Source organism: Streptosporangium sp. NPDC006013, assembly GCF_040614275.1.
Classification (GTDB): domain Bacteria; phylum Actinomycetota; class Actinomycetes; order Streptosporangiales; family Streptosporangiaceae; genus Streptosporangium.
Map to the genome: position 1 here is coordinate 1 of NZ_JBEXUE010000066.1, position 12,350 is coordinate 12,350.

Annotated in this window: 11 protein-coding genes; 5 read left to right on the forward strand and 6 right to left on the reverse strand. The window is 66.3% G+C overall.

Going from position 1 to position 12,350, the window contains the following annotated elements:
- Together ABZ260_RS13220 and ABZ260_RS13225 are read right to left on the reverse strand one after the other, a co-directional pair.
- A partial coding sequence (locus tag ABZ260_RS13220; RefSeq protein ID WP_355616384.1) for a hypothetical protein occupies nt 1–328 on the reverse strand: 328 nt, incomplete at its 3' end.
- A 464-nt stretch (nt 329–792) separates the two neighbouring features.
- Nucleotides 793–1,764 (reverse strand): nuclear transport factor 2 family protein, encoded by a 972-nt coding sequence (locus ABZ260_RS13225; protein WP_355616386.1) that lies wholly within the window; start codon nt 1,762–1,764, stop codon nt 793–795.
- Between the two features lie 386 nt (nt 1,765–2,150).
- On the opposite strand from ABZ260_RS13225, the gene ABZ260_RS13230 reads away from it, so the two are divergent.
- Together ABZ260_RS13230 and ABZ260_RS13235 are read left to right on the forward strand one after the other, a co-directional pair.
- Nucleotides 2,151–2,483 carry a restriction endonuclease subunit S gene (locus tag ABZ260_RS13230; protein WP_355616388.1) on the forward strand — a complete coding sequence of 111 codons (333 nt, stop codon included), beginning with the start codon at nt 2,151–2,153 and terminating at the stop codon, nt 2,481–2,483.
- 21 nt (nt 2,484–2,504) lie between these two features.
- Complete coding sequence (locus ABZ260_RS13235; protein ID WP_355616390.1) at nt 2,505–2,735, forward strand: hypothetical protein; 231 nt, start codon at nt 2,505–2,507, stop codon at nt 2,733–2,735.
- A gap of 469 nt (nt 2,736–3,204) precedes the next feature.
- Here ABZ260_RS13235 and ABZ260_RS13240 read toward each other — a convergent pair whose 3' ends face one another.
- Entirely contained in the window at nt 3,205–3,945 is a 741-nt protein-coding gene (locus ABZ260_RS13240; RefSeq protein ID WP_355616392.1) for a TetR/AcrR family transcriptional regulator, read from the reverse strand.
- An 88-nt stretch (nt 3,946–4,033) separates the two neighbouring features.
- On the opposite strand from ABZ260_RS13240, the gene ABZ260_RS13245 reads away from it, so the two are divergent.
- From ABZ260_RS13245 to ABZ260_RS13255, 3 genes are all read left to right on the forward strand, one after another.
- Nucleotides 4,034–4,897, forward strand: coding sequence for an NmrA family NAD(P)-binding protein (locus ABZ260_RS13245; RefSeq protein WP_355616394.1), 864 nt, complete (start codon nt 4,034–4,036; stop codon nt 4,895–4,897).
- A gap of 840 nt (nt 4,898–5,737) precedes the next feature.
- Nucleotides 5,738–7,294, forward strand: coding sequence for an ADP-ribosylglycohydrolase family protein (locus tag ABZ260_RS13250; protein ID WP_355616396.1), 1,557 nt, complete (start codon nt 5,738–5,740; stop codon nt 7,292–7,294).
- Entirely contained in the window at nt 7,291–8,319 is a 1,029-nt protein-coding gene (locus tag ABZ260_RS13255; protein WP_355616398.1) for a LacI family DNA-binding transcriptional regulator, read from the forward strand. The genes ABZ260_RS13250 and ABZ260_RS13255 overlap by 4 nt, the downstream gene beginning before the upstream one ends.
- Before the next feature lie 175 nt (nt 8,320–8,494).
- Here ABZ260_RS13255 and ABZ260_RS13260 read toward each other — a convergent pair whose 3' ends face one another.
- The 3 genes from ABZ260_RS13260 to ABZ260_RS13270 form a co-directional block, all read right to left on the reverse strand.
- Nucleotides 8,495–10,429: a cellulase family glycosylhydrolase gene (locus tag ABZ260_RS13260; RefSeq protein WP_355616400.1), complete on the reverse strand. Its 1,935-nt coding sequence runs from the start codon at nt 10,427–10,429 to the stop codon at nt 8,495–8,497.
- Nucleotides 10,430–10,614: 185 nt separating this feature from the next.
- Nucleotides 10,615–11,436: a carbohydrate ABC transporter permease gene (locus ABZ260_RS13265; RefSeq protein ID WP_355616402.1), complete on the reverse strand. Its 822-nt coding sequence runs from the start codon at nt 11,434–11,436 to the stop codon at nt 10,615–10,617.
- Nucleotides 11,433–12,299 carry a sugar ABC transporter permease gene (locus tag ABZ260_RS13270; protein ID WP_355616404.1) on the reverse strand — a complete coding sequence of 289 codons (867 nt, stop codon included), beginning with the start codon at nt 12,297–12,299 and terminating at the stop codon, nt 11,433–11,435. The genes ABZ260_RS13265 and ABZ260_RS13270 overlap by 4 nt, the downstream gene beginning before the upstream one ends.
- Between the last annotated feature and the right edge of the window lie 51 nt (nt 12,300–12,350).

The following is a 12,350-nucleotide window of genomic DNA, read 5'->3' on the forward strand; positions in this document are numbered from 1 at the left end:
GCAGCTCGCAGGATTCCTCCCGATGTACGTGCCACCAGGACGAGCCGGCTTCGCCTTGATAGGGGCTGCTGTTGAAGGACAGCATCACGCTCTCGACGGGCCAGTCTGGGGCCACGACATCAACCGCCCAGCTACCGGGCGCGGTGGTGTGCAGACCGCCTCCCCACAGTCCCGCCACGGGCACGGTGATGCCGGACAGCGGGCCGATCCCCTCGTGCACGAGTTCGTCGGTGTCGGGCCACCCGGCGTCGGGGTCCGGGTCACGAGCGATCCGGGCACCTGTGGAGCAGTCGAACAGCCCTCTGCCATTACTTGAGACGACAAGCAAAAGATCACCCTGTCCACTGTGAGCTCTGCCGAATCCGACACAGGACAGGCCGCCCACCGCTATCGGGGCCAGCGGCTGCCAAGGCGTGGGTGGAGGTTGAAGCGGGGCGGTGCGCAAACGGGTGCGGAGTCGCTCCTGATGCGAGGGCATGATGCCCATCTTCCCAATCAAGATCTCTTTGAGGTTTGCGGAGTCACGCCGGCGGCTGCGAGCCGCGCTGGACATCTTCGACCGCCTCGGCACGCGGCTGTGGGCCGAGCGGGCGCGCCGAACTGCGGCTCCCCGGCGACGTGCCCGCCGCCCCGCGCCAGGCGGATGACCCGCTCAGCGTGCTCCCCCTACGGCCGGCCGCGACCGGCGGGACATCGCGGCCCAGCCGTACCTCAGTCCCAGAACCGTCGGCTACCACCTGTGCAAGGCTTTCCCCGAGCTGGGGATCACCTCGCGGGCGGAGCCGGCCGCGCTCACCTGAGCAGGCCGTACAGCCGGTCGATCTTGTCCTGGTCGGCGATCAGCGGCAGCTGGTCGAAGGAGAGCTGCCACTGCGTCGAGACGCCGCCCTTGTCAGCGATCCGCTCCACGATGCCGAAGCTCATCGGCGCGCTCTGCCCCTTCGGCAGGACCGTGCCGTGCCACTCCACGTACGTCGCGCCATTCACCCGAACGGCCTGGCCTGGCTGCAGCTTCACGTCGCTGACCTGGTCGAAGAAGGTCGTCAGATAGTTCTGCTTGCCCTTGGCCGTCCGCAGTTTGCGCTCGCCCAGCCCGGGGGCCGACAGCGGAGCGCCGCTGAGGGGCGCCGTCAGGGCCGCGACGTCCTCGTTGTTCCACGCCGCGGCCCGGGCGGCCAGCTCGTCGGGACCCATGACCGGCTGCCCGCCCTCCTCGGGCAGGTCGCTGTCGGTGACGCCGCCGAACAGGTTGGGCAGGCTCGGCTCGAGCGGGGAGAACATCTGGTGACGGTCGTAGTACCGGCGGCCCTGGAGCACCTTGCCGTCATCGGTCAGCAGGACCCGGTACACCGCCGGGTAGGTGATCTTGTGACCCTTCACCGTGGCCTCGTTGACCGCCTCGAACATCACCGCCGGGCCGTTCGCGGCGATGCGCGTGCCGCGGAACCGGAAGTCGGGCACCAGGGCCAGCGTCCCCGCGATCGACGCCCTGATCGTGTCTAGCCCCTGCGTCAGGGGCAGGCCGGCCTTCCGCGGCTCCCAGAGCGTCGCGTTGGCGTCCCACATGTCCACGTAGGCCTGCACCCGGTTCTCCGTGGTCACCTTGCCGAAACTGATCTGCCTGTTGATGAACGAGCAGGCGTTGGGCGACACCCAGCCCTTGATGCTCGACACCTCCTCTCGCGCCTGCGCGCAACCGTCCTTTGCCTGCGCCGGGCTCGCCATCACGCTCAACGCCAACACCGCGCCGACCAGAATCTTCATCTCCGCCTCCTTCGGGGGCACCGTGCCCCCAACTGAAACTACGGAGATCGGCCGGTCGGCGAATCCGTCATCGTGACGGTAGGCGCAGGCGTACCGGGTTCATCCATGTCAGGGGTCCGGCGGCCCCGACCGCTGCGAGATCAGCGGCCCCGAGCACGCCGAACACCCGAACGTGGCAAGCGGGCCCGAATTACTGGATGCGGCGTAACCACCAAGTCCAGGTGTCGTATTCGCTGCCCTCATAGGTGTGACGGCCGCTAATCTTCAGGATCTTCGCCTTCGAGGCGGGCCGGATGGTCGGTGCGCACGCGGCGGCGCTCGCCCGGGGGACCGGGGGCTTGTCCTCCTCACTCCCAGACGGCTGGACCAGCACGACACTGGCAAAGGTGTGTGAGATCCAGGCGGGTCCCTCATACTCGCGCCTGCGCGAAGAGCGACGCTCGCCGGACGGCGCCATCCCCATGGTGCGGCCCAGACACCTGCGGGAGGGCCACATCACCGGCTCAGGCCAGGAGAAGGTCTCGGTCGAATTCGCCGCGTCGTACGAGCGCTACCTACTCGAACCCGGCGATATCGTCTGCGTCCGGTCCGGCGCGCTGGCCCCTCCCGCGCTGGTGCGCGACGAGCACCGTGGCTGGCTGCCGCACCACAACCTGTTCCGCCTGCGTGCGCACCGGCCGGAGGCCTTCGATCCGCTCTACCTGCTCGGCTTCCTGTAACAGCCGTACGTACTCGACTGGGTGTACGACCGCTCGGCCTCGGCGGGAGCGCGCTCCATCAGCACCCGCTCGTTCGGGGAACTGCCGGTGGTGCTGCCCCCGATGCCCCTACAGCGGCGCGTCGCCACCCTGCTCCACGACCTCGACCTGCAGATCTCGCTCCACCGGCGGCTGGTCACGGCCGCCACGGACGCCCGCGCCCTGCTGACCAGGGGCCTCATGAGCGGGGCGCTCACCCTCGACCAGGCATGAACGCATCTCTAAGGAAGGAAACTCCGCATGGACACGCAACCTCCCGCCGGCCCGAGTGCCGCCCGGGCCCTGTGGCTGGCGGTCGCCGGCCTCTTCTCCCTGCTGATCGCCCTGGTCGCGGGCATACTGAAAAGCCAAACTGGAGCGGGACTCGCCGAATCGGCACTGGTGAGCGGCGGCGCGTTCGCCGCGGCGATGGCCCTGTGCCTGGCGGTCTTGACCGCGGCAGAAGCGTGCGCCGGGTTGGATATTGAGCGAAATGGCCCTCATCGTTGCCGGCGAGCACCAGCGAACCAGCGCCACCGGGGCTGGTGGCGACATGGGGCTGGGCGTAGATACGACGCTCGGACGCGCACCCGCTCAACCCAACACGCCGTCGATGCTGCCGCGGTGACGGGCGACAAAACCGCCAGGACGGAACAATCCGCTCGCGGATGCGGTCAATCTTGGACGGCACCTGATCGCGGTCTCAGTCGGGGCCAGCTGAGGCACCGGGGGTGGTAGGGCTGTCGCCGGCTCGATCCAGCCACTCCGACAGCAGGGCGCGCTCGGCGTCGGTGAGCATTGTCAGCTTCGGTGCGACGGCCCGGAATGCGACGGCGGCTGCGGTCGCGCTGTCCGCGGGAAGCGTCGGCACGTCGGTGAGGATCGATCGCATCACCGCCTCGTACATCGCGTCGGCAAGGTCGAGGTCCCGGTGTTCCGGCGGAGTGGAGAGCAAGGTGAGCACGGCGCCGGTGCCGGCGGCGTGGATGAGTTCGACGGCGCGCCTTTCTGGGACCCGAAGCCGGCCGATTGCCGCAACGCGGTGCACCCGGGCGCGCAGAACTTCCAGGCCGGCGGCCGCCGCCGGTGAGCGAGGCCCGCGGCTGGGGTCGGTGAGGAGACCGAACAGTGCTGCGTTGGCGAGACCGAAGCCAATATGCGTGTCCCACCCCGCCCGAAGATTTGCAACCGGGTCGCCGCTGTCCTCGACGAATGTCTTCCCGGCGATGTAGGTGGCGAAGACGTGTTCGGCAACGGCATCGAGCAGCGCGTCCTTGTCCTCGAAGAACCGATAGATGGTCGGCGCCTGCATGCCGGCCGCCTGTGCGACCGCACGGGTGGTGACCGCGCTTGCGCCCTGCTCGCGCAGGAGCTGTGCCGCGCACTCCACGATGTTGGCTCGCGTCTTGTGCCTGCCGGCGCTATCCGGTCTAGCCTCTGCCATGTTTCCAATGATAACGCATTCTTGCTATCTATGTTGCTAACGCTGGTAGCATCTTTATAATTCCAATGTTAGCGGGAGAAGGTAGATCATGATCATCATTACCGGCGGTACCGGCCGGCTCGGCTCCCAGATCGTTGATCGGCTGCTCGACCGGGTCTCGGCGGACCGAGTCGGCGTGAGCGTCCGCGACACCGACCTCGCCGGCGACCTGGCCGCACGCGGGGTACGCGTGCGACACGGCGACTTCACCGACCCCAACTCCCTCGCCAATGCGTTCGAGGGCGCAACGCAGGTGCTCATCGTCTCGACTGACCAGACAGGCGAGGCAGCGGTTGCCCAGCACGTCGCGGCGATCGACGCCGCTCGCGATGCCGGCGCCAAGCGCATCCTCTACACCAGCCACCAGGGCGCCGCCGAGGATTCGGTCTTCGCGCCGATGCCCGACCACGCCGCCACCGAGCGCTACCTGTCGAAGACGGGCACGCCGTTCACGGCACTGCGGAACGGGTTCTACGCCAGCACCATCCGGCACCTACTCGGCCAGGCACTCGAAACCGGCGAACTCGTCGCGCCGGCCGACGGGCCCGTATCCTGGACCACGCACGCCGACCTCGCCGAAGCGGCAGCGATCATCCTCGCCGACGAGGGCCGGTTCGATGGTCCGACCCCGCCACTGACCGCACTGGACGCGCTCGACCTCGCGGACATCGCCGGCATCGTCACCGAACTCACCGGACGCACCATCCGCCGCGTCGTCGCCGACGACGCGGCGTGGACGGCCACAATGATCGGCCACGGTGTACCCGCGGATCAGGTGAACATGCTGCTCGGCATGTTCCACGCAGCACGCCGTGGGGAGTTCTCCACCACCGGACCGGAGCTCGAGAATCTCCTCCAGCGCACAGCCACGCCGGTCCGTTCGATGTTGGAGGGACTCACCACCCAGCCGTGAACTCTCCTCCTCCTCGATGTGGCCGCCCTATCTATAGGGCGGCCACATCGCACCCATCTCGGCATGAGCGGACGTAGCGGCTCCCTCTTGGGCTTACGGTCACGGACAATGAGGAATCGATACACGATCCCTAGGCCAGCCATCAAGCATCAGGTGGGATTAGACACTTGGTTGGTGTCCCTCGATCCATAGGGATGCCGGCGTGACAGGCGTGAACGTCGCCCATCAGATCGGTACCGTGTCGACCGTGAAGCCACATCGACGCCTGCGGCGGGGTCATCGTCCTCCGCGGAAGACTCGGCCGTTGAGAGGGCAGTGGCGTCCCTCATCTGTAGCTTTGGCCGGCACGGATGTCCTCCTCGTCGGGTACTTCTCCGCCAAGCAGAAGCAATACGCCGTGCTCATGGACGAGCTCACTGACTTGGTTACGACCCTTGGCGCTCGTGTGGTGGGACGCCTTGTACAGCGTCGGGGCGTCTCCGACGGCGGAGTGAAGACGATGGGTCGGCCTTACTCGTCCCGCACGTTGGTGAGCGCGGGCAAGGTGCGCGAGATCGCCTCCGTTCGTGCGGAGACCGACTTGTGACCGCATGACAGCGTGCTGGTCAAAGCAGGCGGGTGCCTGGGGTTCGAGTCCTCAGAACCTGCGGATTAAGAGGCGCCACGGTACGCGTGCGACTCGCCGAATGCCGCCGCTGAGGCGGTCGCCGGCCCTGAACTGACACGCCGTTCAATGCTCGCGTCGAGCAATCCTGCCTCGTACCGATCGCGCAACATGTCCAAGTCGGCGTATGCTGTGGAAGGTTCCACGGTGGAAGGTTCCACGAGTAAAGGGTGACGATGACTTACACACTTCGAGACCAAGTCCTGGGATGCTGGGTCGGCAAGGCGGTAGGGGGCACCCTCGGTCAGACGTTCGAAGGGCTAGAAGGCCCGCTCGAGGCCGATTTCTACACCCCGGTGCCGACGGAGATGGTCCCCAACGACGATCTCGACCTCCAAGTGGTGTTCGCGGCGGTCCTGTCAGGCATGGATGAGCCGCGGGTCGACCGACACCTCCTTGCCAAGGCCTGGAGGAAGCACGTCGGCTTCCCCTGGAACGAGTACGGAGTCGCGCTGAGGAACTTCGCGGAAGGCATCCGTCCGCCGCACACGGGCTCGTTTGACAACTGGTTCACCTGCGGTGAGGGTGCCGCCATCCGAAGCGAGCTCTGGGCTTGCCTGGCTGCGGGCGATCCGGACCGAGCCGCAGCGTACGCCTACGAGGACGCCTGTTTCGACCACGCGGGAGACGGCATCGTCGCAGCGCAGTTCTTGGCGCGGCTCCAGTCGTACGCGTTCGTCGAGAGCGATTGCGACCGACTGCTGGACGTCGCGTTGGAGGGTGTTCCCTTCGGCAGCGGTATTCGCGACGTCGTTCAGGACACCCGAGCCTGGGTTGCCGAGGCCATCCATTGGACTGAGGTACGCAGCAGGATCATGGCGAAGTACGGACGCTCCGACTTCACCGATGTCCGACCGAACACCGGATTCGTCATCCTCGGCTGGCTGGCCGGCCGCGACTTCTCGGAGCGGATCCTCATCTGCAACAACTGCGGTGAGGACACCGACAGCTCCACCGCATCACTCGGGGCGCTGCTCGGGATCCTCGACCCCGGCTCGATCGACGCGAGGTGGGTCGAGCCGATCGGTCACGACCTCGTCCTCAACGACGACATCTACGACCTCGATGCGCCACCGACGATCGAGGGCTTCACCGATCTCGTGCTGGCGCTGCGCGACCGGCTCCCGTCCGAGGTGCCCTCGACCGCGGAGAGCGAGTTCGATCCCGCGGCGTTCAGCATCCCGGTGCGGATCGGATGGATGAACACGCTCAGCGGTCGTTGGGACATCCGCGATCAGACGGAGCTGCCACCGGCCGGCACGGTCCCCGACCTCTCCGCCGTCGAGTTCGTGGAGTGCAGCCTTCCGGGCACCTGGTTCTCGTGGGAGCGCAGCGCGTTCGAGGACCGGATCCTGCTGGTCCGGCTCACGCTCGATGCCGGCGACGCCGACACCATCCGCCTGATGGTGCACTCTAGCGAGCACTTCAGGGTCTGGCTCGATGGCGAGTACCTGTTCGGCGGCCAAGGCACGCAGTACGCCTTCCCCGCCCCGCACATGGCGCCCGTCGGCCAGTTCACCGACGTCGGCATCGGCCAAGGGGCGCACGACCTCGTCGTCGCCATCAAGCGGCCGCCGTCGACGAGGTCGCGAGCCGAGATCGTGCTCGCCGCGACGACCGTCCCTGATGCGCACTGGATCCCCCACGCGTTCCGCCCTGGCCGCCGGCCCGTCCCGGCGGAGGCCCTCGGATGGAGCCGGGGAATCGTCGAACTCACGGAAGGTGGTCGGTGAAGCCGAGCCTGATAGATGTCGCCGCGCGCGCCGGCGTGTCCAAGAGCACGGTCTCGAACGTGCTCCAAGGGCGGAAGTCGGTCGCCCCGGAGATCCGCGAACGGGTGCTGCGCACCATCGAGGAGCTCGGCTACGTTCGCAACGAGTCCGCCCGCCTGCTGCGCGCCGGTCACAGTCGGACTGTTGGCCTGGTCGTCCACGACACCGCCAACCCCTACTTCACCGACGTCGCCCGTGGCATCCAGGAAGAGCTCTCCAGGCACGGGCTGCTCGTCATGCTCTGCAATGCCGACAACAATCCGGTGCAGGAGAGCGCTTACTTGGATGTGCTCGAGCAGATGCGGTTTCGCGGGGTAATCCTCGCCCCTGTGCTCGATCCGTCGCACGAACGGATCCGCGCGCTGCGCGACCGGGGGACGTCGATTGTGTTGATCGAGCGGGACTCCGCACTTCGCGACATCTCCACAGCGGCCTGCGACGACGTCGCCGGCGGGAGCATCGCGATGCGTCACCTGCTCGATCTCGGACATCGCGACATCGGCTATGTGACGGGTCCGCTGCAGCTCAAACCCTATCGAGATCGACTCGTCGGCGCCGAGGCGGAAATCGCGTCGCGCGGCGTCGAGGCCCGATTGCGCGTCTTCGAGAGCGAGCGCTTCGAGGATGACGGACGGAGCGCCGCGATGGCGATGATCGCCGCAGAAGAGCGGCCGACGGCCGTGTTCTGCGGGAACGACCTCATCGCGGTGAACGTACAACGCGCCGCGACCGGGGCAGGACTCCGCTTGCCCGATCAGCTGTCGATCGTCGGGTACGACGACATCACGCTCGCCGACCAGGTTGCCGCGTCCCTCACCACCGTGCGGCAGCCTCGCCACGCGCTCGGGGTTGAAGCCGCAAGGCTTCTTCTCGCCGATGCCGCAGATCCAACGAGCAACCGGACGGTACTCCTCGCGCCCGAATTGGTCCGACGGTCGAGCACATCCACAGCTGCATCTCATCTCGGGGGCGAGGTCGTTCCGTAAGTCGGGTTCAGGGCGCCAGACCCCTTCGGTCCGACGCCCGATATCACCCTGGCTACTGATGCACGAAGAGAAATGGAACTCCGACGATGACGCGAGGGGTGTCACTGCTGCGCCAAGGCCTCGGCAGGTCGAACGTCAGGCGCCGTCCACAAGCTCACCCGTGCAGGTCGCGTCGTCAACCCGGCGGGCGCCGACGGACCGTCACGACGACCCCTTTGCCTGCCTCCCTCACTCCCGCCGAATCGATCGAGCGATAGCCGATGAGGTAGACGCCCGGCTTCGTGAGCGTCACCCCCTCCGGTGCGACGGTCTGCCACTGCTCCGCCGCTCCCACGACCCGATACTCCGTCCGGTCGATCGACTTACCTGCATCGGCAACGGCGTCGAACTCCAAGTGAGTTGACCTGCCGCCTCGTGCGTTCGTCACGGTGACCGAGGTGGTGGGCGGGAGGACGACGACCTCCGGCCCGAGATCGATCAGTTCGACATCCGCGACAGCGAACTGAGCCGGCGTGTTGGACCAGAATCGCACGCTGATCTTGGTGGTTCCGGGAGCAGGGACGAAGTCCAGCTGCTTCACGACGAACCCGCCGTCCGTCTGATCGACATCGGACACGATGCCGCTTCCCGCGAAGCCGTAGGTGCTCGTGACCCCGTAGTGCCAGAAGCGCACCTGCCCCTGGTCAACCCGGATCTTCGCCTGTAACCGGTAGCGGTTCTCTCCCGAGACCGTCATCCACTCCTGGTCGATCCCACGCTGGTAGCTCGCCGTCACCGCGACCTGCTGGGCGTGACCCTCCGCTTCGATGATGGAGGTTTGCGCGTTGGCTCCCTTGATCCAACTGTCCGCCAAGCCGTCACTGTCGGCGTCCTTCGCGAAGTCGCCGTTCCTGATCAGGTTCGCCGGAGGGCGTGGGCTGTTCAACGGCTGCACGAACTGGTTCCGGCTGAAGTATGACTTCAGGGTCAGTTCCCGATCAGTCGGCTCCGTGGCGATGGCGGACGCACTGTTCGCGTCGCTGGTCATGGTCTCCGTGTAGTCGACCTGCCAGCCGTGCCAGTCACGGAACGAGTGATACGTCCAGCTCCAGCCGAGTTTCTCGAACAGCTCGATCGAATCACGGATGTACTGTGATGCGCCGGGTGCCCACCGGATGGCACTGAACTCGCCGACATAGATCGGTACGTTGTACTTCTTCTGGAAGTCGACGACCGGGCGCATCAGCTCCCGCAAGGACTTCTTGTCCCAGTACACGCCGTTGTTCGTACCCGGATAGACCATCTTGTCCGGCCAGTCCTCGGTGACCGGACCCCCGTTGTGGTAGCCGATCCCTTGGTGCGTGTAGCTGTGGAGCTCGTACCAGTGCACGCTGTAGATGACGTTGTCGTCGTCCAGGAGCTGGAAGTCGCCCTGGTACTTGACGGGATATCCCGGACCGGCGTCGATCCACTTGTTCTCGATGAAGCCCCTGGGCAGTGCCCCCGGACTGGCCTCGTAGATGATGGGGGTCGTCTGATCGAGTGTCCGAATCGTGTCCGTCAGCTGTTGGGCCCACGCGTGCCATTTCGAGGCTCCGAGCGGCAGCTCGGCCGTGTTGTGCGGCTCGTTCAGCAGGTCGTAGCCCCAGATGTAGTCGCGGTACGGCGCCAGCCGCTGGACGATCTCCTCCCAGCACGAGATCAGGACATCCAGCGTGGCGTCGTTGTTCCAGAACTCCGGCGCGTTCTTGGACCCGGGGATCGGAACCGAGTGGAGGTCGACGATCGTCATGAGCCCTTGCCTCGCCGCCTCCTGCAGTCCCTGCTCCGTCAGGTCCAGCATGTCGTCCCACGCCTGGGAGAGCGGGACGTTGTGCTGCTGCGCGTAGGTCTGCGGATGGATCTGCAGTCTGACGACGTTCGCGCCGTATTCGTTGCGCAGCTCATCGACGTTCTGCTCGGTCATGGCCGCACCGTAGGTGTTGAATCCGCGCACGGTCTCGGGTCGCTCGACGACCGGACCTGGCGACGTCTGTTCGGATGCCGCGGCGCTGCCGCCGAAGCACGATAACAACATCGAGGCCAACAGCACGGGAACGAGCCCGTATTTGAGTAAAACCGGCCTTCTCATCTCTTCCTTCTCTCTTGTCTGCTTCGCGGTAGGTTCCTGGGATCTCCCTGAAGGTCTTCTCGGCTCATGAGCGCTCGATCGACGGCGCTCTCCGCAGACGACCTGGAATGAGTCCGGACATGCACGAGTAGGGCCATGGCGCACTCGATGACGTGCGCGGGTTCGCAGACTCGCCCTGGCGAGGGTCAGCCCTTGATCGCGCCCTGCGTGATTCCGGCGACGAAGCTGCGCTGGAAGAGCAGGTAGACGACGACCACTGGCGCGATCACGATGAGCGAGGCCGCGGCCAGCAGGGGGATGTCGGTTCCGTACTCGCCGACGAAGTACCCCAGGCCGGCCACCGCGGTCCGCCGGGTCGGGCTCTGCATCAGAACGAGAACGAGCAGGAACTGGTTCCACGCCCAGATGGACAGCAGGACGACCAGCGTCGTCAACGCCGGCTTGGAGATCGGCAGCAGGAGCTCCCGGAGAATCCGCCAGTCGCTGGCACCATCGATCCTCCCGGACTCGATCAGCGCCCGCGGCACCCCGCTGAAGTGCGTATGCATCCAGTAGACGCTGAACGGCAGGAACAGGGCGACCTCAGCCAAGGCGACGCCCAGGTAGTTGTTCGTGAAGCCGACGGAATCGAGGTTGTAGTACAGGGAGATGATCACGAGCTCCGTCGGCAGCGTCAGCCCGATGACGAAGGTTGTCATGATCGCGCTGTGTCCCATGGGCCGAAGCACGGCCAGGCCGTACCCCGCCAGTGTCGCCAAGACGAGGGTCGAGGGTACGACGATCGCTCCTACGATGAGGCTTGAGAGCATCAGCTCCGAGAACCTCCCCTGCTCCCAGGCGATCGCGAAGTTCTGCAGCGTCCAGGTGTGCGGGAGCTGGAATCCGCCCGTCTCCGAATCTCCACGGAGCGCGGCCAGGACGATACCGACGAACGGGATCAGGAATGCGACCGCGAACAGGATGAGCACGATGTGGCGGGCGAGGAGCACCGCTGGTGACGATTTCATGCCTTTTCCTTGGTGAGCCGGCGGATCACGGAGACGAAGATCAAGATCAGCACCGTGAGGACGATCGCGAGTGCTGCCGCGTGGCCGATCCGCTCGTAGGTGAAGGCGAGCCGGTAGACGAGCAGACCGGGAACGGTCGTCGCGCTCTCCGGGCCGCCACTCGTGGTCACGTAGACGAGGTCGAAGCTGGACAGTGCGGCGATCGTCGTGATGACCGCAGCGATCGAGATCTCGCCGCGGAGACCCGGCAAGGTGACACTGACGAATCGGCGGATCGGGCCGGCTCCATCCATCGCCGCAGCCTCGTACAGCGACGAGTCGATCTTCTGCGCACCGCTGACGAACAGCATCATGCACAGACCGGACATGCCCCAGGTGCCCACGAGCCCGAGCGCGATCAGAGCGGTGTCCGTGCCTGCCAACCAGGGCGCTGCGAGAACACCCAGACCGATCGTCTCCAGGAACTCGTTCAGGGGGCCGTTCTCCGCGTAGAGCCAGCGCCAGGCGATGCCAACCGCGACGAGCGGGACCACCTGCGGGAGGAAGTAGATCACGCGGAACGCGGACATGCCGCGCGTGCCCGATCCCATCAGCAGGCCTGCCAGCAGGAGGCCGAGCGCGATGGGCAGCACGGCGAAGAAGAACACGAGGACGAGGCTGTGCAGGATCGAGTTGAACAGCTCCGGCTCGGTGAACACCTTCGCGTAGTTCTCGAACCCGACCCATTCTGCGACGTTCAGGCCGTCCCAGTCGAGCATCGAGTAGTACAGCGTGTTGAACGCGGGCCAGATGCTGAAGGCCAGATAGATCAGCAGCGCTGGTGCGACGAACGCGAGCGCGCCGAAGCGGCGACGCGGCGACAATGATCGGCTGGCTGGGCGCCGCTCGGCGGTACGCTCTTCCGCTTGGAGGCT